Source organism: Flavobacterium sp. N2270, assembly GCF_025947225.1.
GTDB lineage: Bacteria > Bacteroidota > Bacteroidia > Flavobacteriales > Flavobacteriaceae > Flavobacterium.
On the sequence record NZ_CP110005.1, the window covers coordinates 1,456,927 to 1,481,785 of the forward strand.

At 31.0% G+C, this 24,859-nt stretch carries 24 protein-coding genes and 2 tRNA genes; 10 read left to right on the forward strand and 16 right to left on the reverse strand.

Translation table 11 applies throughout. From position 1 onward, the window contains the following. Positions 1–44 precede the first annotated feature (44 nt). The 4 genes from OLM55_RS06755 (at position 45) to OLM55_RS06770 (ending at position 4,734) form a co-directional block, all read left to right on the forward strand. A complete protein-coding gene (locus OLM55_RS06755) occupies positions 45–530 on the forward strand; it encodes an acetyl-CoA carboxylase biotin carboxyl carrier protein subunit (protein ID WP_264558153.1) in 486 nt (161 codons plus the stop codon). Position 531: 1 nt separating this feature from the next. Further along, the gene (gene accC / locus OLM55_RS06760; RefSeq protein WP_264558154.1) at positions 532–1,974 is read left to right on the forward strand and encodes an acetyl-CoA carboxylase biotin carboxylase subunit; all 1,443 of its coding nucleotides are present in this window, start codon (positions 532–534) and stop codon (positions 1,972–1,974) included. Positions 1,975–1,979: 5 nt separating this feature from the next. Next, a complete protein-coding gene (locus tag OLM55_RS06765) occupies positions 1,980–3,521 on the forward strand; it encodes an acyl-CoA carboxylase subunit beta (protein ID WP_264558155.1) in 1,542 nt (513 codons plus the stop codon). Between the two features lie 127 nt (positions 3,522–3,648). Further along, positions 3,649–4,734, forward strand: coding sequence for a C40 family peptidase (locus tag OLM55_RS06770; protein ID WP_264558156.1), 1,086 nt, complete (start codon positions 3,649–3,651; stop codon positions 4,732–4,734). On the opposite strand, the gene OLM55_RS06775 is transcribed toward OLM55_RS06770, so the two are convergent. From OLM55_RS06775 to OLM55_RS06800, 6 genes are all read right to left on the reverse strand, one after another. Beyond that, positions 4,731–5,216: a GyrI-like domain-containing protein gene (locus tag OLM55_RS06775; RefSeq protein WP_264558157.1), complete on the reverse strand. Its 486-nt coding sequence runs from the start codon at positions 5,214–5,216 to the stop codon at positions 4,731–4,733. The two genes, OLM55_RS06770 and OLM55_RS06775, sit on opposite strands and share 4 nt — an antisense overlap. Further along, complete coding sequence (locus OLM55_RS06780) at positions 5,216–5,710, reverse strand: PaaI family thioesterase (protein WP_264558158.1); 495 nt, start codon at positions 5,708–5,710, stop codon at positions 5,216–5,218. Before OLM55_RS06780 ends, OLM55_RS06775 begins: the two co-directional genes overlap by 1 nt. Before the next feature lie 106 nt (positions 5,711–5,816). Then, positions 5,817–6,053, reverse strand: a complete 237-nt coding sequence (locus OLM55_RS06785) for a YdcH family protein (protein ID WP_264558159.1) — start codon at positions 6,051–6,053, stop codon at positions 5,817–5,819. A 132-nt stretch (positions 6,054–6,185) separates the two neighbouring features. After that, positions 6,186–7,499 carry a 30S ribosomal protein S12 methylthiotransferase RimO gene (rimO, locus tag OLM55_RS06790; protein WP_264558160.1) on the reverse strand — a complete coding sequence of 438 codons (1,314 nt, stop codon included), beginning with the start codon at positions 7,497–7,499 and terminating at the stop codon, positions 6,186–6,188. Positions 7,500–7,741: 242 nt separating this feature from the next. Beyond that, positions 7,742–9,280 (reverse strand): OmpP1/FadL family transporter, encoded by a 1,539-nt coding sequence (locus OLM55_RS06795; protein WP_264558161.1) that lies wholly within the window; start codon positions 9,278–9,280, stop codon positions 7,742–7,744. A gap of 31 nt (positions 9,281–9,311) precedes the next feature. After that, positions 9,312–10,322 (reverse strand): hypothetical protein, encoded by a 1,011-nt coding sequence (locus OLM55_RS06800; RefSeq protein ID WP_264558162.1) that lies wholly within the window; start codon positions 10,320–10,322, stop codon positions 9,312–9,314. A gap of 101 nt (positions 10,323–10,423) precedes the next feature. Between OLM55_RS06800 and proS the strand changes: the two genes are divergently transcribed. The 6 genes from proS to OLM55_RS06830 all read left to right on the forward strand — a co-directional run bounded on the left by proS (position 10,424) and on the right by OLM55_RS06830 (position 14,994). After that, the gene (gene proS, locus OLM55_RS06805) at positions 10,424–11,902 is read left to right on the forward strand and encodes a proline--tRNA ligase (RefSeq protein ID WP_264558163.1); all 1,479 of its coding nucleotides are present in this window, start codon (positions 10,424–10,426) and stop codon (positions 11,900–11,902) included. Positions 11,903–11,982: 80 nt separating this feature from the next. Beyond that, positions 11,983–12,054 (forward strand) — tRNA-Glu (locus OLM55_RS06810). A 12-nt stretch (positions 12,055–12,066) separates the two neighbouring features. Continuing rightward, positions 12,067–12,138: transfer RNA gene (locus tag OLM55_RS06815), tRNA-Glu, on the forward strand. Positions 12,139–12,290: 152 nt separating this feature from the next. Continuing rightward, a complete protein-coding gene (rpsT, locus tag OLM55_RS06820; RefSeq protein ID WP_264558164.1) occupies positions 12,291–12,542 on the forward strand; it encodes a 30S ribosomal protein S20 in 252 nt (83 codons plus the stop codon). Positions 12,543–12,678: 136 nt separating this feature from the next. Next, the gene (typA, locus tag OLM55_RS06825) at positions 12,679–14,475 is read left to right on the forward strand and encodes a translational GTPase TypA (RefSeq protein WP_264558165.1); all 1,797 of its coding nucleotides are present in this window, start codon (positions 12,679–12,681) and stop codon (positions 14,473–14,475) included. Between the two features lie 78 nt (positions 14,476–14,553). Continuing rightward, positions 14,554–14,994: a hypothetical protein gene (locus tag OLM55_RS06830; protein WP_264558166.1), complete on the forward strand. Its 441-nt coding sequence runs from the start codon at positions 14,554–14,556 to the stop codon at positions 14,992–14,994. 46 nt (positions 14,995–15,040) lie between these two features. On the opposite strand, the gene OLM55_RS06835 is transcribed toward OLM55_RS06830, so the two are convergent. The 10 genes from OLM55_RS06835 to OLM55_RS06880 all read right to left on the reverse strand — a co-directional run bounded on the left by OLM55_RS06835 (position 15,041) and on the right by OLM55_RS06880 (position 24,849). After that, on the reverse strand, positions 15,041–16,132 hold the full coding sequence (locus OLM55_RS06835; RefSeq protein WP_264558167.1) for a peptidylprolyl isomerase: 1,092 nt from the start codon (positions 16,130–16,132) through the stop codon (positions 15,041–15,043). 7 nt (positions 16,133–16,139) lie between these two features. Continuing rightward, entirely contained in the window at positions 16,140–16,700 is a 561-nt protein-coding gene (gene gldI / locus OLM55_RS06840) for a gliding motility-associated peptidyl-prolyl isomerase GldI (protein ID WP_264558168.1), read from the reverse strand. Positions 16,701–16,702: 2 nt separating this feature from the next. Further along, entirely contained in the window at positions 16,703–17,713 is a 1,011-nt protein-coding gene (locus tag OLM55_RS06845) for a DHH family phosphoesterase (RefSeq protein WP_264558169.1), read from the reverse strand. 1 nt (position 17,714) lies between these two features. Further along, positions 17,715–18,086, reverse strand: coding sequence for a fluoride efflux transporter CrcB (crcB, locus tag OLM55_RS06850; RefSeq protein WP_264558170.1), 372 nt, complete (start codon positions 18,084–18,086; stop codon positions 17,715–17,717). A gap of 1 nt (position 18,087) precedes the next feature. Next, positions 18,088–20,133, reverse strand: coding sequence for a T9SS type B sorting domain-containing protein (locus tag OLM55_RS06855; protein WP_264558171.1), 2,046 nt, complete (start codon positions 20,131–20,133; stop codon positions 18,088–18,090). A gap of 15 nt (positions 20,134–20,148) precedes the next feature. Then, on the reverse strand, positions 20,149–20,985 hold the full coding sequence (locus OLM55_RS06860; protein WP_264558172.1) for an ABC transporter permease: 837 nt from the start codon (positions 20,983–20,985) through the stop codon (positions 20,149–20,151). Between the two features lie 10 nt (positions 20,986–20,995). Then, positions 20,996–21,895 carry an ABC transporter ATP-binding protein gene (locus OLM55_RS06865; protein ID WP_264558173.1) on the reverse strand — a complete coding sequence of 300 codons (900 nt, stop codon included), beginning with the start codon at positions 21,893–21,895 and terminating at the stop codon, positions 20,996–20,998. A 78-nt stretch (positions 21,896–21,973) separates the two neighbouring features. Beyond that, positions 21,974–23,344, reverse strand: a complete 1,371-nt coding sequence (locus tag OLM55_RS06870; protein WP_264558174.1) for a hypothetical protein — start codon at positions 23,342–23,344, stop codon at positions 21,974–21,976. Between the two features lie 73 nt (positions 23,345–23,417). Beyond that, positions 23,418–24,182 (reverse strand): TIGR02757 family protein, encoded by a 765-nt coding sequence (locus tag OLM55_RS06875; protein WP_264558175.1) that lies wholly within the window; start codon positions 24,180–24,182, stop codon positions 23,418–23,420. Between the two features lie 7 nt (positions 24,183–24,189). Continuing rightward, the gene (locus OLM55_RS06880) at positions 24,190–24,849 is read right to left on the reverse strand and encodes an ABC transporter ATP-binding protein (RefSeq protein WP_264558176.1); all 660 of its coding nucleotides are present in this window, start codon (positions 24,847–24,849) and stop codon (positions 24,190–24,192) included. Between the last annotated feature and the right edge of the window lie 10 nt (positions 24,850–24,859).

Consider the following 24,859-nt stretch of genomic DNA (forward strand, 5'->3'; position numbering starts at 1 on the left):
AACAATTTCTTTTCCTTATTTTTACGCCACTTAAAAGTAAAAATATGAGTAATCATTATAAACTAAACGTAAATAACACTTTTCAATATGATGTTGAAAATGATGTTATTTCTCAATTAGATGCTGTAAGTGTTGAAAAAAATAAATTTCACATTTTAAAAAACAACACGCCTTATCAAGCAGAAATAATCGCTACCGATTTTATTAATAAAACATATACAGTTAAAGTTAACAATTCAACCTATACAGTTGCAATTGCAAATACTTTAGATATGTTAATTAAAGAAATGGGATTTGAAGTAGGAGCAGCTAAACAAGTAAATGCAATAAAAGCTCCTATGCCAGGGTTAATTTTAGAAATTTCTGTTGAAGTTGGTCAGGAAGTGAAAGAAAACGATCCTTTATTAATACTAGAAGCCATGAAAATGGAAAATAGTATTTTATCGCCTCGTGATGGAGTAATCAAATCGGTTACCATGACAAAAGGAGCAGCGGTAGAAAAAGGAGCTTTATTAATTGAATTCGAATAAAATGAAAAAGATATTAGTAGCAAATCGTGGTGAAATTGCCATAAGAGTAATGCAAACAGCAAAGAAAATGGGAATCAAAACCGTTGCTGTTTATTCGGTTGCCGATAGAAATGCACCTCACGTAAAATTTGCCGATGAAGCGGTTTGTATTGGAGAAGCGCCTTCAAGTCAATCCTATTTAAGAGGCGATAAAATAATCGAAGTTTGTAAACAACTTAATGTAGACGGAATACATCCTGGATACGGATTTCTAAGTGAAAATGCAGACTTTGCAGATTTAGTAGAAAAAAATAACATCACTTTCATTGGTCCTAAGTCAAAAGCTATGCACATGATGGGGAATAAATTAGCCGCTAAAGATGCGGTTAAAGATTATGATATTCCTATGGTTCCTGGTGTTGATGAAGCAATTACCGATATTCCAAAAGCAAAAGAAGTTGCTGTTAACATAGGTTTTCCTATTTTAATTAAAGCAGCTGCTGGTGGTGGTGGAAAAGGAATGCGTGTGGTAAATAATGAAGCCGAATTTGAATCGCAAATGAATCGTGCCGTTTCAGAAGCAGTTTCTGCTTTTGGAGATGGTTCTGTTTTTATCGAAAAATATGTGGGTTCTCCACGTCATATCGAAATTCAAGTTATAGCCGATGGTTTTGGAAATATCCTTTATCTTTTCGAAAGAGAATGTTCGGTGCAACGTCGTCATCAAAAAGTAGTGGAAGAAGCACCTTCATCAGTTTTAACTCCAGAAATTCGTAAAGCAATGGGAGAAGCTGCGGTTAAAGTTGCAAAAGCGTGTGATTATATTGGTGCAGGAACAGTTGAATTCTTATTAGACGAAAATAAAAATTTCTATTTTTTAGAAATGAATACACGTTTGCAAGTAGAGCATCCGGTAACGGAATTAATCACAGGAATGGATTTAGTTGAAATGCAAATTCGTGTGGCTCGTGGTGAAGAATTGACTGTAAAACAAGAAGACTTACAAATTACAGGTCATGCAATGGAATTACGTGTTTATGCTGAAGATCCTTTGAACGATTTTTTACCAAGTGTTGGAAATTTGGAAGTATATGAACTTCCGGTTGGAAAAGGAATCCGTGTAGATAACGGTTTCGAACAAGGCATGGATGTGCCTATTTATTACGATCCAATGTTGGCAAAGCTAATTACGTACGGAAAAACACGTGAAGAATCAATTGAATTAATGATTGAAGCAATTGCCAAATACAAAGTAGAAGGAATTAGTACAACACTACCTTTTGGAACTTTTGTAATGGAACATGAAGCCTTCCGTTCAGGAGATTTTGACACACATTTCGTAAAGAAATATTATGATGCAGAAGTACTAAAGGCACAAGCTGAAAAAGAAGCAGAAATTGCCGCTTTAGTAGCTTTGAAAAAATATTTAGAAGACCAAAAAGTTTTACGCTTACCAATCAACTAAAAGACATGCAAGACAAAATAAAAACATTAGAAGATAAATTAGCCCAAGCCTATTTAGGTGGAGGTGAAAAAAGAATAGCAAAGCAACACGAAAAGAAAAAATTAACGGCTCGTGAGCGTGTTAATTATTTAATGGACGAAGGTTCGTTTGAAGAAATTGGGGCTTTGGTAACTCATAGAACTACCGATTTTGGAATGCAAAACGAAATCTATTATGGTGATGGTGTAATTACAGGTTACGGAACCATTAACGGGCGACCAGTGTATGTTTTTGCGCAAGATTTTACCGTTTTTGGTGGAGCACTTTCAGAAACACATGCAGAGAAAATTTGTAAAGTAATGGACATGGCTTTAAAAGCGAATGTTCCTATGATTGGTTTAAATGATTCTGGTGGAGCACGTATTCAAGAAGGTGTTCGTTCATTAGGTGGTTATGCCGATATTTTCTATAAAAACGTACAAGCTTCTGGAGTAATTCCTCAAATTTCAGCAATTATGGGACCATGTGCAGGTGGAGCAGTTTATTCTCCGGCGATGACCGATTTTACCATGATGGTGGAAGGAAGTAGTTATATGTTTGTTACAGGACCAAGTGTTGTAAAAACAGTTACCAATGAAGAAGTAACTTCGGAAGAATTAGGAGGAGCAAGTACACATTCAACAAAATCAGGTGTGGCGCACATTACGTCTACAAACGATATTGAATGTTTGGAAGATTTAAAACGATTATTGAGCTATTTGCCTCAAAGTAATAAAGAATTACCAACAAAATTACCTTACGAATTAAACGATGAGGTGCGTGAACAATTGGCAACTCTTATTCCAGATAATGCGAATAAACCTTATGATATGCATGAGGTTATTAAAGGTATTATTGATGAAGAATCGTTTTACGAAATTCATAAAAATTATGCCGAAAATATCATTGTTGGTTTTGCAAGAATTGGCGGTAGAAGTGTTGGAGTAGTAGCCAACCAACCGATGTTTTTAGCAGGCTGTTTAGATGTAAACTCGTCTATAAAAGCAGCTCGTTTTACCCGTTTTTGTGACGCATTTAATATTCCCTTATTAGTATTGGTAGATGTACCAGGTTTCTTGCCAGGAACGGACCAAGAATGGAATGGAATTATCGTTCACGGAGCAAAATTATTATATGCATTGAGTGAAGCAACTGTGCCAAAAGTGACAGTTATTACACGTAAAGCCTATGGTGGAGCGTATGACGTAATGAATTCAAAACACATTGGTGCCGACTTTAATTTTGCTTGGCCAAGTGCCGAAATTGCAGTAATGGGAGCAAAAGGAGCTTCAGAAATTATCTTTAAGAAAGAAATTAGCGAAGCAAACGATCCTGCAGCTAAACTTTTAGAAAAAGAAGCAGAGTATGCAGACAAATTTGCAAATCCATACAGTGCAGCACAACGAGGCTTTATCGATGAGGTTATCTTGCCACAAGATACACGTAGAAAATTATTAAAAGCGTTTAGTGTTTTAGAGCATAAAACAGTAGACACACCAAAACGTAAACACGGAAATATTCCTTTATAAAACAAAAACCACCGAAAGGTGGTTTTTTTATAATTTAAAATAAAGTTAAAACTTAAATTTCAATTTAAAGTTTCATTATCTTGCAGGGCTTTCTAAAAAGAGTGTTTTTAAATTTAACTATCACAGAATGAGGTTTTTTAGTAATTGGATAATCGTTTTAATTTTTGTTTCGACTGGAGTTTTTGCACAAAATAGTGTGAAGCATAAAGTGGTACAAGGTGAATCGATATATTCTATTGCTAAAAAATATCAAGTTAAAGAAACTGCTATTTACGAACTGAACCCAAATGTAAAAGGAAAACCATTACAGTTAAAAACGGTTTTAATAATTCCTGCTAAAGGAAAACAACAAGTTGTAACTACAACTGAAATTCCTGAAAATCATAAAGTAACCAAAGGCGAATCGTTTTATAGTATTTCTAAAAAATACAAAATGAATATAACTCAGTTAGAAGCTTTAAATCCTACAGTTTCTTCCGCAAATTTAAAAATTGGTGATGAGTTAAATTTATCGAAAGATAAAATCGTTTCCGTTTCAGAAGTTAATTCTACTAAAAAAGAAGAGCCAATGGTTTCAGTGCAACCTACAGAAGAAGTTTCTTTCGAAAATGAAATTGTACATATTGTTGCTGCTAAAGAAACCAAATATGGTATTTCTAAAAAATATAAAATTACCATTGCCGAATTAGAACGTTTAAATCCTACAATTGTTGATGGTTTGCCTATAGGAACTGAATTGGTAATTAAAAAGAAAGAAGCAGTTGTAAATGTAGTCGCTGATGAAAAAAACGACAATTCAACTGAGAAGCTAATAGATGCTGACGTACTTGCAAAAGCCGATTTTTTAATTGGAAAAGCGTCTAATAATTTAGGGACTCGTTATAGAAGTGGTGGAACTACATCAAGTGGTTTTGATTGTTCTGGTTTAATGTTTTGTACTTTTAAGGAATTAGATATCACGTTGCCTAGATCATCTCATCAAATGGCAAAATATGGGTTTGAAGTTCCTAAGCATAAAGCACAAAAAGGCGATTTAATTTTCTTTGCAACAAATAGACGAGGAACAATAAGTCATGTTGGAATGATTACTGAGGTTTCTGATAATGAAATTAAATTCATTCATTCCTCAACTTCATCAGGGGTAATAATTTCGTCTAGTAATGAAGATTATTATTCAAGAAGATTTGTGCAAATTAATCGTGTTTTGAATTAATTTTTTGCAATTATTGGAACCCAAACTTCTTCTTCTGATTCTGGATTTTCATGACCAAGATATTTGTCGCCCATGACCGCAAAATGTGGTTTTTCGTCTAATTTGTATTTAGATTTTGGAAGCCACTCTGCATAAATATATTGAGAAGTTTGGTAAAAGTCAGCGCTTGTACCTTTGTGTATAAATACACCATACTCTCCGGCAGGAATTTCAAATTTTTCAAATCCTTCAGGAACAAAGTCATAGTTTTTTACTTCAACTAAAGCGTATTTTGTGAATTCTGTGTTTGGTGTAAATTCTTCAAAACTTTCACCATTATATACTTGTAGCGAAAATAAATCGGCGCTTACTGCATTTTTTACTTCTTTTAAACGAGGCATTAATTGTTGCCAAATTTTAACAGTTTGGTCATTTGCCATTGTTGTTTTTGTTGAAAATCCAATGGTTTTCTTTGCGTGTATTGTTTTTATGGTTGGTTGCATTATTGTCTGTTTAATTTTTTCTTTTTGGCTTTGTAATGGCTTTTTGTGCTGATGTAAATTGTTTTGTCTACCACTGCAAAAATTTGATTTGTTGAGCTTTGAATGTATAGGTTTTTAACTAAATCTATTTCGTTATTTTGAGCAACATCTTCTTTAATTTGAACGATTTCTTGTTCAGAAAATTCAAAAATAGCATAACTATGTTGATTGGCAGGTTTTTTAAATCGAATGTTTGTAGCTTTATCCCAAACTACATAATCATCACCTAAAATTTGTAATAACTGAATCATATAAATAGGATCGGTAGCTGAAAGCATACTTCCTCCAAACATGGTTCCCATATAATTTCTGTTTTTATAATTTAAAGAAATTTTAATCTTTACTTTGTGTACATCTTCCGAAACTTCAATTAATCGAGCGTTTGTTCTGCGATACATTGGAGAAATATTGAATAAAATTTTAAATAAAGTATTCTTTTTGAAATACTTAGACATAAAAGCGAAAATAGCTTTGTACATTACTGTTTTTATTTTATTCAAAGATAAAAAAATCCTTTCCAAATGAATGAAAAGGATTTAAAGTTTGGTCTAGTTTGTTAAATTAGTCTTTGTTTAAGTAAGCGTAAATTTCATCTTTTATGCGAACTCTTTCTACTCTTAGGTTATTTAAAACATCATCTGAAGCCGGTTCTGCATCTGTTTCAATTCTGTAAATTTCATGATCTAATTCATCGTATTGATCAAATAAATTTTTAAAATGATTGTCATTTACTTTTAAATCGTGAATTTTTGCTTCAAATTCTGGGAAATCTACTGCTAATTGGTGTTTTTTAATCATCCTTCTTTTGTTTTAATTAGTATACTCAAATTTACTATTTAGTTAAGGTATTCGGAATGATATTTGTCATATGAGAGCAAAAAAAAACCTTGTAATTAATTAAAAGGTTTTTCTAATTGTATGTTTTATCAACTAATTAATTGGTTCTGCATATAAATCAAATTCGGTAGCTTCTGTAACTTTAAGCAGTACAAAATCACCTGTTTTTAAATAATGTTTAGAAGCATCGATTAAAACTTCATTATCTACATCTGGACTATCAAATTCAGTTCTTCCAATAAAATGTTCACCTTCTTTTCTATCAATTACACATTTAAATACTTTTCCAATTTTTTCCTGATTTAATTCCCAAGAAATTTGCGCTTGAATATCCATGATTTCCATTGCGCGTTGTTGTTTTACTTCGTTTGGAACATCATCAACTAAATTGTAAGCGTGTGTGTTTTCTTCGTGAGAATAAGCAAAACAACCTAAACGTTCAAAACGCATTTCTTCCACCCAATTTTTTAAAACTTGAAAGTCTTCTTCAGTCTCTCCAGGATAACCTACGATTAAAGTAGTACGAATTGCCATTTCTGGAACCGCTTTTCTAAAATCTTTTAAAAGATTGGTGGTTTTTTCTTGAGTTGTTCCTCTGCGCATCGATTTCAAAATATTATCTGAAATATGTTGTAAAGGAATATCAATATAATTACAAATTTTAGGTTCTTTTTTCATTAAATCTAAAACTTCCATTGGGAAACCAGTAGGGAAAGCATAATGCAAGCGTATCCATTCAATTCCTTCAACTTTTACTAAGTTTTCAAGTAATTCAGCTAGGTTTCTTTTTTTGTAAATGTCTAAACCGTAATACGTTAAATCTTGTGCAATTAAGATTAATTCTTTAACTCCATTTTTTGCTAATTTCTCAGCTTCGATAACTAAGTTTTCAATAGGAGTAGAGACGTGTTTTCCACGCATTAAAGGAATTGCACAAAAACTACAAGGTCTATCACAACCTTCAGCAATTTTTAAATAGGCATAATTTTTTGGAGTAGTAGTTAAACGTTCTCCTATTAATTCGTGCTTATAATCAGCACCTAATGCTTTTAATAATAAAGGTAATTCAGTTGTACCAAAAAACTGATCAACATTTGGAATTTCTTTTTCTAAATCAGGTCTGTATCTTTCAGATAAACATCCGGTAACGAAAACCTTGTCTACTAAGCCTTGTTCTTTCTTTTCAGCATATTCAACAATCATATTCACCGATTCTTCCTTTGCATTGTCAATAAAACCACAAGTGTTAATTACAATAATGTTTCCTTCATCATTAGCGGCTTCATGTGTAACTTCTTTGCCGTTGGCTTTCAGTTGGCCCATTAAAACTTCACTATCATAGACATTTTTAGAACATCCTAGTGTAATTACGTTGATTTTATTTTTCTTTAACGATTTGGTTCTCATGCTTTTATAAATTAGCTCCGCCCTGTTTGACTAGAGGTCTCGAGTGAGGTGCAAAACTACAATAAATTATTCATTATGAGCGCTAACGTTTGCCAGTTTTTTAATGGTATTTCCCGCTATTCACTACAATGTTTGTTTATCAGCAAACGATTTTCGCTACTATCGGGGCTATTTAATAAACTTTAGGAATAAAAAGAGCCGCAATAAAGCAGCTCTTTTTATGATTTGTAAATTCTATCTATTTAAAAATTTATAGAATAAGTTATCGTAACATTGTTATTTATTTGACGCATTCTAGCAGTGTCATTCATTCCTGATGAAATTAAGCTTTGGTTGTAATTTCTATGGTCATTTGAATAGGATAAATCTAATTTGCTTTTTCCAAAATTATACCCAATTCCACCAGAATAACCAGTTAAATCTCCCATTGCATAATCTACTTTGTACGGACTTTCTTCAAATCGATATCCGGCTCTTAAACTAAATTGGTCTATTTTATATTCACCACCAATTCTATATTCAATAGTATTCTTTAAATCGTTACTCATTTGTGTATTTAAATTTCTAAAAAAGGAGTCATTTGTTGGTCTGAACTTAGTGTTGCTATAATCTTTTGATATAATGTCAACACTAATTAATCCTTTTTTATTTACAATATAAGCCATACTACCCGTCCATTTACTTGGTGTTTGAACTTTGTATGAAGGATAAATGTTAATTACATTTGGAACTATTGAGCTATTATAATCAAAAGATCCATCTGTTGTTCTAGTATATAATGCTTGACTTAGTTCGTCATTTAAATTGTACCATGTTGGAGATTCATAAGCTAAACCTAATCTTAAATCTTCAGTTACTTTAGCAATTGCTCCTAAATTAAATGAAAATCCGCCACCATATGTATAAAGTTCGTTATCAAAACGAATTTGTTCAACAGTTCTCCCGCTTGAATATAGTGGATTATTATTTCTTTCATACAAAGAAGTAGTCTTTACATAATCGGTAAAATGTACGTTTAAGTTCATTCCTAGAAACAATTTGTCTTTATAAGCGGTTGCAAAATTGGCAGTTACTTTACCATTGTACCCAGTAGATTGAATGTAGTTTTCTTGGTAATAATTTCCGCCAGTAGGAATGTTAGTATAATAATCAACATTATTTGGGTCGGCATCATCAAAAGCTTCAAAAAGATATCCGTGATAGCCTAATAATGCTTGTTGCGCGGGAAATCCCAATCCGCCAGTTTCTCCTAAATAATTATATAAACTTGAAATGCTTTCACCAGTTTGTAATTGTAAATATTCTAAAGGTAATCCTTGGGCAAAGTTTGTAAAATAATTACCTATAGAGTTTGTTGGATTTGTCCCTGCAGAAAAAATATCATTGTCAAAGTTATTCGTTTTTTCATAATTTAAGGCAACTGCAATTTTATTCCAATTGTTATCTCCATTAAAAACTAAAACAGCACCAATTTGGTTCAAATCTAATGTGCTATTTGTTTCGCTTGTTTTGGTTCCAAAGTAATTTGACTTATTGTATTTATTGTAATTAGTAGCTGAAACACTTGCATAATTATTAGCAAATATAACCGAACCAGCGGGATTTATATTCAAAGCAGATAAATCTCCACCTACAGCTCCAAATGCACCACTCATTCCTCTAAATCGTGCAGTTCCGTTTAAATCATCAACGGCATATCTTAATGCGTCTTGTGTGGTAGTCTCTTGGGCAAAACCTAGTAAACTACTTCCTATTAGTAATGTATATAATATCTTTTTCATAATTTTTTAATAGCAATTTTTAAATTAAGAATTAAAATCCACCTCTTCCTCCTCTAGAACCACCACCTGAACTTCCTCCAGAAGAACGACCTCCTCCAAAACTTCCTCCAGATGAAGAGCTGCTTCTTGGTGATGAATAACTGTTGTTATTTGATCTTGGAGAACTTGTACTTCTTGGGCTACTAGTACTTTCACTATTTTGTGAACTTCTAGGCTGTGAATTGGTTCTAGGTTGTGTACTTCTCGGTTGTGAAGTACTTCTCGGCTGAGTCGTAGTGTTCGATTGATTGCTTCTCGGTTGAACGTTATTATTTCTAGGAGTAGAAATAGTGTTTCTAGGCGAATTCGCATTTATAGTGTTAGTTCTACCTGCGTTGTAACTATTTCGTCCACTATTTCCATAATATCCAATTCCTCCTCTTCTTCCTCCATTGTGCGCATAGTGATTATTGTAATAGTATCCGTTTCCGTAATAATTTCCATAATATCCACCATAATAAGGGTTTCCATAACCATACCATCCATTTCCATACCATGAGTTCCAACCCCAGCTAGCTCCATACCATGAATTCCATCCCCAATTCCAACCTGCATATCCGTATGGTGAACCATAAAATGAATTATATCCCCAATAAGGTGAATACCAATTGTTCCATCCCCAAGCAGAATTATTATTGTAATAATTGATAGTTACTTCGCTAGAATTATTTCCCCAACCTGAATAATTTTTAGAATATTCATCGTTTTCGTAAACTACTACAGTGTCTTGATCTGTTGATGTGTAGTTTTCTACGTCGGTAAAATATTCATATTCATTTTGCATATCTTTAAATTGTGCAGCATATTTATTTGATTGCTCAATATTTTGTTCTGAATATCTATTGTCATAGTTTTCTTGAGACCTATCGTTTGTCCCATAAATTCCATCATTGTCATAATAAGATGAGTTTTGGTACGAACCACAAGAAACAACAAATATACTCAACAGTCCAATTAAGGAAAATGAGTTAATTTTTCTAAAATTAAGTAGAATAGCTTTCATATCTTTTTTTTTTTATTGTTGTACATCACAAAAATAGTTAGTTTTGCAGAACTATTTTATATAGTATAAATATAAACAAAATTTGTGCCAAAATATTAAAAATGAGCAAGAACCTAACAAAAAGAGAAGAAGATTATTCTAAATGGTATAATGAACTAGTAGTAAAAGCTGACTTAGCAGAAAATTCTGGAGTTAGAGGTTGTATGGTGATTAAACCATATGGTTATGCAATTTGGGAGAAAATGCAAGCAGAATTAGATAGAATGTTTAAAGAAACAGGTCATCAAAACGCTTATTTTCCTCTTTTTGTACCTAAAAGTATGTTTGAGGCTGAAGAAAAAAATGCAGAGGGTTTCGCAAAAGAATGTGCAATTGTTACTCATTATAGATTAACAAATGATCCTGATAATAAAGGGAAATTAATCGTTGATCCAAAAGCTAAATTAGAAGAAGAGCTTATTGTTCGTCCTACAAGTGAGGCAATTATTTGGTCTACATATAAAGGTTGGGTACAATCTTATAGAGATTTACCATTATTAATTAATCAATGGGCAAATGTTGTAAGATGGGAAATGCGTACACGTTTGTTTTTAAGAACGGCAGAATTTTTATGGCAAGAAGGACATACTGCTCATGCTACAAAAGCAGAAGCAATTGCGGAGTCTGAAAAAATGATGAATGTATATGCTGATTTTGCTGAAAATTTTATGGCAATTCCTGTTATAAAAGGGCTGAAAACAGAAACAGAGCGTTTTGCTGGAGCTGAAGAGACATATTGTATTGAAGCCTTAATGCAAGATGGGAAAGCACTTCAAGCTGGGACTTCTCATTTCTTAGGACAAAATTTCGCAAAAGCATTTGATGTTAAGTTCGCTAATAAAGAGGGTAAGCAAGAATATGTTTGGGGAACTTCTTGGGGAGTTTCTACACGTTTAATGGGGGCATTGGTAATGACACACTCAGATGATAATGGATTAGTATTGCCTCCAAATTTAGCTCCAATTCAAGTGGTAATTGTACCAATTCATAAAACAGACGAACAATTAGAAGAAATTTCAAACCAAGTAAATGAATTAGTTGTCTCTTTGAGAAGAATAGGTATTTCTGTTAAGTTTGATGATAGAACAACTCATAAACCAGGATTTAAATTTGCTGAATGGGAATTAAAAGGTGTTCCTTTAAGAATTGCTATTGGACCAAAGGATTTAGAAAACGGAACTTATGAAGTAGCTAGAAGAGATACATTAACAAAAGAAATAGTTTCTAAAGATGGAATTGAAATTTTTATTAAAAATAAATTAAATCAAATTCAGGAAGAATTATTTGCTAAAGCTGTTGATTATAGAGCTAAACATACAACGGAAGTTAATGATTTTGAAGAATTTAAGTCTGTTTTAGATACAAAAGGTGGTTTTGTTTCTGCTCATTGGGACGGTACTGCTGAAACAGAAGAAAAGATTAAAGAGCTAACAAAAGCAACAATTAGATGTGTTGCTTTAGATAGGGTAGAAGAGGCTGGAAGGTGCGTTTTTACTGGTGCTCCGTCGACTGGAAGAGTTTTATTCGCTAAAGCATATTAAAAAAAATAAAAAAAAATAAGCAGTCGCTTGCAGGAATAAAAAATAGTTGTATTTTTGCATCCGCATTAGAGAAATAAAATGGTCCGTTCGTCTAGGGGTTAGGACGCATGGTTTTCATCCATGTAACACGGGTTCGATTCCCGTACGGACTACAAAAAATCTCAGGCCCGTTCGTCTATCGGTTAGGACGCATGGTTTTCATCCATGTAAGAGGGGTTCGATTCCCCTACGGGCTACAAATTAGTTGTAGATTAGTTTTATAAAATAAAAGTTAGTGTCTCTGATTTTTATTTTATTAGTTAAAACCAAAGTGATTTTATAATTGTGGGAGGTTTTTCTTTTTAGGCTAGTAGTTTATAATAATTATTACAATTAAAAAAAGTAGAAAATGGCAAATCATAAGTCAGCTTTAAAGAGAATTAGAAGCACAGAGAAAAAAAGAGTATTAAATAAGTACCAACATAAAACTACACGTAATGCTATTAAAGCAATTCGTATAGCGACTGAAAAAACTGAAGCATTGGCTAAATTACCTTCAGTATTTTCAATGATAGATAGATTAGCTAAGAAGAACATTATTCATTCGAATAAAGCAGCTAACTTAAAATCAAAGTTAACTAAACATGTAGCAAAACTTTAATTAGTTTTAATATAATATATTTAAAAGAAGCCTAGCATTTTGCTGGGCTTTTTTATTTTATAATTAATTCAGCGTTAAAAAGTTGAATTTTATAAAAAAATAAAACGTACCTTTGCACCTTCAAAAAAAGAGTTAAATGACATCTATTAGAAACATTGCAATTATTGCCCACGTTGACCACGGTAAAACTACTTTGGTTGATAAAATTATGTATCACTGTCAGTTATTTCGTGATAACGAAAATACAGGTGATTTGATCCTTGATAATAATGATTTAGAGCGTGAAAGAGGTATTACTATTACTTCTAAAAACGTTTCTGTTCAATATAAAGGAACAAAAATTAACATTATTGATACTCCAGGCCACGCCGATTTTGGTGGTGAAGTTGAACGTGTATTGAACATGGCAGATGGTGTTTGTTTGTTAGTAGATGCTTTTGAAGGACCTATGCCTCAAACACGTTTCGTATTGCAAAAAGCAATTGATTTAGGATTAAAACCATGTGTAGTAATCAATAAAGTTGATAAAGAAAACTGTACTCCTGAAGAAGTTCATGAAAAAGTTTTTGACTTAATGTTTGAACTTGGTGCTACAGAAGAGCAATTAGATTTCCCAGCAGTTTATGGGTCAGCTAAAAATAACTGGATGTCTGATCACTGGGAAAACGTTACTGATAATGTTGAAGCATTATTAGATATGGTTATTGAAAATGTACCTGCTCCTAAAGTTTTTGAAGGAACACCGCAAATGTTAATTACATCTTTAGACTTCTCAAGTTTTACTGGTCGTATTGCAATTGGTCGTTTAGAAAGAGGTGTTTTACGCGAAGGAATGCCTATTTCTTTAGTAAAGCGAGATGGTAAAGTAATAAAGTCTAGAATAAAAGAATTACATACTTTTGAAGGTTTAGGACGTAAAAAAGTAGAAGAAGTTGTTGCTGGAGATATTTGTGCAATTATTGGAGTTGAAGGTTTTGAAATTGGTGATACTATTGCTGATTTTGAAAATCCTGAAGCTTTAGCCTCAATTGCTATTGATGAGCCAACAATGAGTATGTTGTTTACAATTAATGATTCCCCTTTCTTTGGTAAAGAAGGGAAATTTGTTACTTCTCGTCATATTAGAGAAAGATTAACAAAAGAATTGGAGAAAAACTTAGCTATGAAGTTAGGTGAAACTGATTCTGCTGATAAATTTATGGTTTTTGGTCGTGGAGTACTTCATTTATCTGTACTTATTGAAACAATGAGAAGAGAAGGATATGAATTACAAATTGGTCAACCACAAGTTATTATTAAAGAAATTGATGGTGTTAAATGTGAGCCAATTGAAGAATTAACAATTGATTTACCTGAAAATCTTTCTGGTAGAGCTGTAGAATTTGTAACTCTTCGTAAAGGTGAAATGCTTTCTATGGAAGGTAAAGGTGAGCGTATGATTATTAAATTCAACATTCCATCTCGTGGAATTATTGGATTACGTAATCAATTGTTAACTGCTACTGCTGGTGAAGCAATTATGAGTCATCGTTACATTGGTTATGAGCCATTTAAAGGAATTATTCCTGGACGTAATAATGGTTCTTTAATTTCTATGGAAAATGGAAAAGCAATTCCTTATTCTATTGATAAATTACAAGATAGAGGTAAATTCTTTGTTGAACCAAATGCTGAAATCTATGAAGGTCAGGTAATTGGGGAAAACTCTCGTAGTGATGATATGTGTATTAACGTAACAAAAGCTAAGAAACAATCTAACGTACGTTCTTCTGGAAATGATGAAAAAGCAAGAATTATTCCTCCAATTATTTTCTCATTAGAAGAAGCTTTGGAATATATTCAAAAAGATGAATATGTTGAGGTAACTCCAAAGTCTATTCGTTTAAGAAAAATATATTTAACAGAGAATGATAGAAAACGTTTCAAGATTTAATAATCTTTAATGTTTTATAAAAAATAGTATTTTTGAATCCCGATGAAAGTCGGGATTTTTTATTTAAATAATTATAATATGGAAATTAAATTAAAATTTGGGATAGACAAACTGCTTTTTGGAATGAAACAAAAAGATGTAGAAGCTCTTTACGGTAAGCCAAGTTCTCGATATGAAGATGAGGAAGAAAATGTTGTATATATTTATAATGAGCTAAAAATGCGTTTGACTTTTTATGATGAGGAAGACCTTCGTTTAGGTTATATTACTTCAACAAATGAGAATTTAGAATTGTTTGGAAAAAAAATAGTTGGTCAGTATTGGACAGATGTAAAAACTGTATTGGCTGAAAATAAACTAACACAATTTGAAACAGAAATTTCAGATGGAACCGAGAATTATTTTTTTGAAACTAATTGGTTATTTGTAAATGTAGATTATGGTAGGGTTTTTAAAATTGAAATAGGTGCTATCTTTACAGATAATGAAGATGATTTCGATTGGAAATTTAATTCATAAAAAAAAGCTCCACAATTTGTGGAGCTTTTTTTAAATAAAGTGCTTTTTATTGTTGAGGCATTTTTTCTAACATTTCAACTTCAAATATGATAGTTGCGTTTGGTGGAATTACATGACCTGCTCCTTGTGCTCCATATCCTAATTTTGCTGGAATAATCAATAAAGCTTTGTCTCCATAGTTCATATTTTCTAATCCTTCAATAAAACCAGCTATTAGTCCTTTTTTTTCACCATATTTAAATGGGAAAGGTAGGTATTGTTTTGCTGCTGCTCTATTTGGGTCAAGTTTTCCATTCATTTCAGCAACATCTTCATAACTTGTATCAAATAAATCTCCATTTTCTAAAAATCCTGCATAATGGATATATACTTCTGTTCCATTAGCTGGTTTTTTGCCTTCACCTTTTGATATAATTTGGTAAATTAAACCTGAAGGAGTTTTTGTTCCAGTAGCTTTAACTTTTGCAAATTGGGCAAGTTTTTCGGTTTTCATTTTTACCGCTTTTTCAGCAGCCTTTTTTTGATTTACAGCTTCAACAGAATAATAGTCTTTAAATACCTTTACAGCGTCAAACTTCTTAGCGTCTTTTCCTTTTCTTACAATTGTTATACTTTCAATTACATCATCTTGAGCAATTGCATTTACAACTTCAATTCCTTCAACTACTTCTCCAAATACTGAATGCTTACCATCTAACCATGGAGTTTCTTTATGAGTAATAAAAAACTGACTTCCATTTGTTCCAGGACCAGCATTAGCCATTGATAAAATTCCTGCTTTAGTGTGTTTTAAATCGTTATGAAATTCATCTTTAAATTTATAACCAGGTCCGCCTGAACCATCACCAAGTGGATCGCCACCTTGAATCATAAAGTCAGCAATGACTCTATGAAACTTTAAACCATCATAAAATGGTTTTCCCTTATATTTTTCTTCTACAAAAGGATTTTTACCTTCTGCTAATGAAACAAAATTTGCAACTGTAATTGGAGTTTTTTCAAACTCAAGTTTTAATATAATTGTTCCTTTGGATGTTTTTACATCGGCATACATTCCATCTTCTAATTTATCTGTTGGATTTGTGCAAGATGTAAATAAAGCAAATAAGCTTAAGAATAAACTTGTCATTGGTTTCATTTTTAAATTAATTAGTTTTTGTGATTTCTTCGGGTTTAATATCATTAAGTCTAACTGTACATATTAAAGGTTCGTTTGATTGAATTTTTTCATTATCGCCATGGTATCCATATGCCATGTGTGATGGAAAAAGAAAAGTTATAGTTTCCCCTTTTTTCATTAATTTAATACCGTCTCTTAATCCCATCATTATATTTTGTTTATCAACAAAGTATTCTTGTGGCTTAAGTTCTTCTTCGGTATAAATTATTTTATTTTTTAAATCTCTTATTTCATAATTAAAATAAGCAATATCTCCTCTTTTTGGGAGAATAGTATCATTTTCAGTTTTCACATCATATTTATACCAATACCCTTTAGAAGAAGCGATGTATTCTTTTAAAGTGTCATTAGCAATAATATTTTCAATTAATTGTTCTTCAATTGCGATTAATTTTTTATTTCTCTCAATAGATTCTTTCATGAAAGTTCCAGAAGTTTGAGAAACAGGCTTTCTTGCTTGTTGTTTAGAACAACTAGTAAAAATAATCCCAATAAATAAAATAGTTAATATGGAGCGTATGTTCATTTTTATTGTTTTTCTTTTGCTAAAATAGCAATAAATTGTTTTACAGTTTCTTCTAAACTTAAAAAAGATTTACCTCCAGCTGCATTTATGTGACCGCCACCGTTGAAATATTTTCTAGCAAACTGATTTACATCGACATTGCCTTGTGAACGGAAAGAAATTTTAATAATTCCTTCTTCTTTATTTTCAATAAAAATGGCTGTCATGTTAATTCCTTCTAAACTGAGTCCATAGTTTACAATTCCTTCTGTATCACCTTTTTTGTAATTAAAAGTATCTAATTCTTCTTGACTGAGTGTAATGTATGAAGCGTGATATTCTTTTAATAAAGTTAGGTTTTGTAATGCTCTTCCAAGTAATTGTAATCTACTGTAAGAAGCATTATCAAATAATAAATTATGAATTTCACTATTGTTGATTCCTTTGGTAATTAAATCGGCAACACAAGTATGCGTTTTTGCTGTTGTTTTTGGAAAACGAAAACTACCAGAATCAGTTGTAATTCCAACATATAAGCAAGTTGCAATTTCTTTATTTATAAGATTGTTATATCCTAATGCATTTATAAAATCATAAATCATTTCACAAGTTGAACCATAATTGGTGTCAGAAAAAGTATAAAGTGGATAGCTGTCTGGTGCTTGATGATGATCTATCATTATCATTGGGACAGTTAAGCTTTGTAAAGCTTTTTCCATTTGTTCTCCGGTTCTATGAAAGGCATTAAAGTCTAACGTAAAAATATAATCGCTTGCTTTTAAAATTTCAACAGCTTTTTCTATTTCTTTTTCAAAAATAACAGTGTTTTTTACATCTGGAATCCAAGCTAAAAAATCAGGATAATCATTTGGAGATATGAAATAGACTTCGTGTTTTAATTCTTTCAAAAAATGAAGTAATCCTAAAGAAGAACCAACGGCATCACCATCGGGGTTTCGATGAGAAACAATAGTAATTTTTTTAGGAGTTTGTAATTCTAATTTTATGGCTTTTAATTCGTTTTCGTTTAGCATGTTATTTTGATAAGTATATTCCAACACCTACAAAAGCTATTCCAATTATTATTGAAGCAGCAATATATAAAAGTGATGTGATGTAATTTTGAGATTGTAATAAGTTGAAATTTTCTGACCCAAAAGTTGAAAAAGTAGTAAATCCACCACAAAAACCAGTGATTAAAATTAATTTTAAAGGTTCGTTTGCTGATTCGTTTTTTTGTAGGTAACCAATAAAAAGTCCTATTAATAAACAACCAATTATGTTTACTAAAAATGTAGCATAATACAACTTAAATGGCCAAATTTTGCCAATATTTACATTTGCTAAATAACGTAAAGCACTACCTAAAGCACCACCTAAAGCAACAAGTAATAAGTTTTTAATCATTTTATCTATTTAGAGAAAAATGGCCTCTAATTGTTTTACCATTTGGTTGTTCTAAAGTAAACCAATAATCTGTTGATGGTAGTTCTACTCCATTAAATAAACCATCCCAGCCATTTCCTAATGGCGTAATTTGTTTTAGAAGTTTCCCATATCTATCAAAGATATAAATTTTACTTGCTTCTAAACCTCTTTTTTCTAAATTTTTTATTTGCCAAGTATCGTTATGACCATCATTATTTGGAGTAAAATATTTTGGATAATCTAATATGTAAAATTGCATTGTAGTCACTCCACAACCATTTTTGTCTTGAACATATACTAAATATTCTCCAGGTTCTAAATTTGTAAATGTATTTGAATCTTGATAATTAATTCCGTCTAATGAAAATTCATAATCTCCGGATGAGGTTATAATAGTTGCCAAATTATTTGAACCAAATTCACTTATTTTTACTTCAGTTATTGTAGCAATTTGAGAGCCAACAACCGTAAATGTTTTGTTTTTAAAACAACCTAAATTGTTTTCAAGAGTTACAGTATAAATACCTGGAGTATCTATTGAAATCGTTTGTGAATTCTGAGTAGGATTTGTATTCCAATTATAAGATGTAAATCCATTTCCGGCATCTAAAATTATTGAATTCCCATCGCATAAACCTATAGTTTCATTTGTTATCACTTCATTAAAAGTATTTACAATTAGATTTATTGGGTAATCATTATAGCAACCTTGAATATTTGTTATTCTTGCGTATATAGTTTGAGTGTATGGAACTGTATTAGTATAAGGTAAAATAATTTCAGTTGTTGATGTAGTTGTTGCAAACAAACCAATTTGATAATTCGTAGGTAAATTAGAGAATAATTGGTTTTTAATGACATTAAAATCTACTTGAGAAAAGGATGTTAATCCATCTTGATCAGTATCTTCATCACATTTTGTAAAATCAGATTCATTTAAGATTAAATCTTCAGAAAATTCTAAATTTATAAAAGAGTTTACAGTACAAGAGCCAATTGTAACATCTACAGAATAAATTCCATCTTGAAGTATTGGCACTAAAGTAGAAGGGATTTCTAAAGTAGCATTATTAGCTCCTATAATATCCATTCCATTATATTTCCATTGATAAGTTGCTCCAGGATAAGTTGCATCTAAAATGTATGGATTTGTTGTGGTTGCTTCATTTTGACAAACAGGATTTCCAGTTGAAATTAATCTATCTAAACCAATATCTACTCCAAAATTGAAACTACCTCCACCTAAAAAAATTGCCGAATCATATCGATAATTTCCTTCATCAGCAATAACTAATTTAATATGATAAGTTGCTCCTGGTGTAACACTTGCTTGTGCTGTTAAAATTTTAGTTTGACCATTAAAATTAGTTGGATGATTTGTACTGTTAAAAGCATCAAAATATTGTTCGTTAGCAGGTGGGCAAATTGTACCTGAGCCTCTAACAGTATTTATTTTAACAGGTATTGAAGTGCCGGGTATTACTGCTAAATTTTGATAGGTTGAAGTTCCTACTTCTTTTAATAAAAAGGCGAATCCGTCAGTATAGTTACATTGATTAGAAGAGGGATTTGTTAAATATTGTTCAGATGATAACATGTAATCAAAACTAATCTGATTGCCTAAGGGAATAAAATCAAATTCTAAAATGGTTGCATTGTAAGAATTTGACAAACCTAGTGCATTTTGTAGATCTAAATCTCCATCCCATCCCATATTCCCTCCATCATCAAGAATACTAGTGTTAGGCCCCGGAGCATTATTTATTTTTCCTGTACTTAAAATGATTCCATTTTGAAAAGGAAAATTACTTCCATTTGCATCAAAAGAGCCATAAGATAATTCTCCACTAGAAAAGTTTCCTCCAGAAACAGTAACATTACTAACAGAGGCACATGAACTTTGTAAAAGAATGTTTTCTATTAATTGAGTGGGTGTATAATTTTCGTTAACAGTTATTACTTGAGCCTCAGTTAGTTGTATGTGAGAAAGTAATGTTAAAAAAAAAATAAGAATCGTTTTTTTCATAGCTCGGCAAAGATACTACAAATCTCGTTTTTTAAGAATATAAAAAGATGTTAAAATAAATATAAAAGTCCAAACTAACACAATGCTCACTTCTCCAAAATGAACGCCATAAAAACGCCATACTTTTTCGCCACCAATTGCTGTCTCAATATTACTAATTGCCGATAGTCTTGTAAATGGTTCTTTGATTAAGTTACTCATTGCCTCAAGCGGAAATAAATCGAATAAATCATTTGCCAATTTATCTGATAAAAAGTGTTTCTTTAAGATGCCAAATGTAACTCTTTCGCCAATATATTGAATCATTAAGAATCCAAGTGCAAAAGCACTTCTTTTGATTAAAACCCCCAGAAATAAACAAAAAGAAAAGAAACCAACTAGTTTTACAAAGTAAGCGAATAGGTACTCCATTTCAGTTACAACAATAGAAAATTCATCATATGAAGAAAATGTATAGCCTAAAATTAAGGACAATACAAAAATGAAAATCGTAGACGTAAAAGCAAACAAAAGTATGGTGTAAAATTTAGATAAAATGAATTCTTTTTTACTCATTCCGTCTATTAAATTTTGTTTTAAAGTTCCATAACTGTATTCATTAGCCATCATGGAAACAATAACAATAGCTAAAAATAATTTTAAAATAGAAGCAATATATGTGTTAAAATGCCAAATGTATGGAAAGTTAAAAATACCTTGTTCGGCAATATTTATTTCAAAACTTCCAATGTTAAATTTTAAAGACGCAATTAAAGCAATTAGAGAAAGTAAAATAAAGTAAGCTAGAATTAAAATCTTACTTGATCTGTTTTTAAATAATTTTTGAAGTTCTATAGAAAGTAATCTTTTCATCGTGTAGGAATTAGTTGTTGTTTGTTAATTGTAAAAACTGCTCTTCTAAACTGTTTTTTCTTTTTACTAAATGATTTAAAACAATATTGTTTTGAAATAAGTAAGTGTTTAAATCTTTAGGTTCTAAAACACTGTTTAAGTAAACTAACAATTTTCCTTCTTCGGTAATTATTTTTTCTACAGATGGATGATTTTTAAGTATTGATTCAAGTAAATCCATGTCATCGGCTTGCAATTCGAAGAAACCTTCACTAGAAAGCATTCCTTCAACTGTACCTTGATATAACATTTCTCCTTTTCGTAAAACGACAACGTGACTGCATACTTTTTCAACTTCGTCTAATAAATGCGAAGCCAATAAAATAGTAGTTCCTTGAGAAGCGATAATACGAATTAAATCTCTAATTTGTCTAATTCCTTGCGGGTCTAAACCATTTGTAGGTTCGTCTAGAATCAAAATTTCAGGATCATTTAATAGGGCAGAAGCAATCGCTAAACGCTGTTTCATACCTAATGAAAATGTGCTGAATTTATCATCTTTCCGATCTAATAATCCAACTAATTCTAATTTTTCTGCTACTTTTTCAAACGGAATGCTTTTAATTTTACAAACCAGCTTTAAGTTTTCTTCAGCTGTCATATAAGGATAAAAGTTCGGACGTTCAATAATTGCACCTACTTTTTTTAATGCTTCATGAGTTTTCATTGAACCATCAAACCATTTATAATCGCCTGAAGTTTTATTAACAACATTTAGTGTAATTCCTAATGTAGTAGATTTTCCAGAGCCATTTGGTCCTAAAATTCCATAAACATTTCCTTTTTTAATTTCGAAAGAAAGGTTTTTTACAGCGTGTACTTTTCGACCGTAAATTTTATTTAAATTCTGAATGGTAAGTATCGTTTCCAAAGTAGTTTGTTTTATAACAAGACGATAATAAACATGTTATGTTACATTATATTTTTGAATTAGATAATTAAATTACAATTATTGAGGAAATAATACAGCTATAATTTCATCATAACTTTTTAATTCTTCTGGATGTATGTTCATCTTTAAAGTTACATTTCCATTAATTTGAGTAATTTTTTTAAAATCTTGTTTTGTAAAATAAGCTAATTTTCCCTCTTCAGTTAGTCCCCAAAGCAGATTTTCATTATTTGGATTAAATTTTATTTCATTTTTATATCTATATAAAGAATTCCTACCGGTTTCAATAAGAACAACTTCTTTTAATTGTATTTTGTTGTTGTTTGCATCTACATAAATAGGGTTTATTACTCCACCTTGAGGAAAGTCTATAGGTCGATCTACATTTACAAAACCAAAATTATTTACTTCTAAACTTCTAATTATTTTTTGACTTCCGTTTGTTTTTTCAATTTCATTTTTAGCAAAGAAAAGCTTATATTCTTCTAATTGTTTATCATAAATTGCCCATTCTCTCTCAATTTTCTCTCTTTTTTGTTTATCTTCTTTAATTCTTTTTGCATATTTGTTTTGATATCTTTTAAGCGCTTTTGAATAACTTGCATTATTGTCAAAAGCTAAATAACAAATAACTTTTTTATCGTCATCCTTTTTTAAATCATACCAAGATTCAAAAGTTACTTCATATGTTCCGTTCTTCAAATCTTTTACTTTAATATCCTTACCACTATATCCTACTTTTTCTCCGTTTATAGGTTCAAACCAAACATTGTTATATTCTGCTAATGTATTAGATTCATCTCTTTCGTCTAGTATTTTAAAAGCTGCTTTTGTTGTTAATTTTGGAGGAGCTGGTAATTCTGGTAATTTTTTTAAAGCTTCTTCTTTTGAAATTTCATTTTTTTTATCCTTTCCAGTTTCAATCCAAACATTTGATTCAGTGTTAAAATCATATGTGTTGAAATTACTATCATTACTAAAGCTATTTAGCGAAACATTTATTTTGTTTTCTGGATTTACTTTTAAGTTCTCTTCAGGTAAATTTGCATTTATTTCAAACATTCCTGCAGACTCAAAAACCATCTCTTGATTATTGACGTTAAAATTCATTGGAATTCCACCTAAATAAATCTCTAAAGGGTTTGAAAAAGTTCTAAATTGAATATCAACTGAATCTGTAACAATTTCTCCTTTAGAATTTAAAAAAGCATTTTTTGGAATTTCTAAAATAGCTCCAGATTTATGATGTATTATAGTGTCTTTATTTGGGTTAAGTCTATAATTATCATATTTTATATTTGCTTTTGGAAGTGGTGGATTTATTATAGGTATTACATCTTCATTTTTAGAATTAGTATTTTCATTTTTACAAGAAATAAATAATAATGTTAAAACGAATAACCCAAGAAAGTTTTTGAAAATTTTCATCAGCAAATGATTTAGAAGTTAAAAACTTATAAACGCATTTTAATGATTTTATATTGTTGGTTGTTTTTTTAAATTAAAACTTTTCAAAAATCCCTAATCCAAATAACGCAAAATCGTATTTTGAAGGGTCAATAGGATCTAGTTTTCTTAAATTGGTATCTAATTCAAGTAATGCTTTTGCATCGTTTTGTTTTCTTGTAAGTAATCCTAATTTTCGTGCAACATTTCCAGAATGAACATCTAACGGACAAGAAACTGCACTTGGTAAAATAGTTTTCCAAATTCCAAAGTCAACTCCACAGTTGTCTTGCCTTATCATCCATCGCAAAAACATGTTAATTCTTTTTGCGGCAGAACCGTTCATTGGATCCGAAAAATGTTTGGTTGTTCTTTGCGGATGTTCTAATTCAAAAAAAACTTTTTTGGCTTCTGAAATACTTTTTTGAAGACTACTTTTTTCTTGATGTTTTGCAAAAACTGATTCTAAGCCATTATGGTTTTGGTAAATATTTTGAAGACTTTTTATAAAATAAACGGCATCAATTGAATTAAAAGTTCGGTGAACAAAACCGGATAACTTTTCTAAGTCATTTTCTTTATGGTTCACTATGAAATCGTAAGGCGAATTGCCCATTATTTCCATTAATCGCTTCGCATTGTTAATAATCATTTTACGATTTCCCCAAGCTATGGTTGCACTTAAGAACCCAGCAATTTCAATGTCTTCTTTTAAAGTAAATGAATGTGGAATTTGAATAGGATCGCTCTCAATAAATTTTGGATTATTGTATAAAATTACTTTTTCGTCTAAAAATTCTTTGAGTTCTGCTTGTGTCATGCTTATTTTAAACAATATTTCCGTCTACCATAACTAATTTTCTGTCAGCCATGTTGGCTAATTCTTCATTATGCGTAACGATTACAAAAGTTTGACCAAATTCATCACGAAGTTTAAAAAATAATTGATGTAAATTTTCGGCAGTATTGGTGTCTAAGTTTCCAGAAGGTTCATCGGCAAAAATTACAGCAGGTTTGTTAATTAAAGCTCTTGCAACTGCTACTCGTTGTTGTTCACCACCTGAAAGTTCATTTGGTTTATGGTTTATTCTATGAGAAAGACCAAGGAAGTCTAATAGTTTTTTAGCTTCTTCCTCAACTTCATTTTTATTTCTTTTAGCAATAAATCCTGGAATACAAACATTCTCTAAAGCTGTAAATTCCGGTAATAATTGATGAAATTGAAAAATGAATCCTAAATTTAAGTTTCTAAATTGAGACATTGCTTTATCTTTCATCTTCAAAATATCTTCTCCATTAATTATAAGTGAAGTTGAAGCTTCTTTTGAAGGCAAATCTAATGTTCCTAATATTTGCAAAAGAGTTGTTTTTCCAGCACCTGAAGCACCAACAATAGAAACAATTTCTCCTTTTTTAATATGTAAACTAACTCCTTTTAAAACATGAAGTTCGTCGTATTTTTTATGTAAATTATTTGCAATAATCATAATCTAGCTT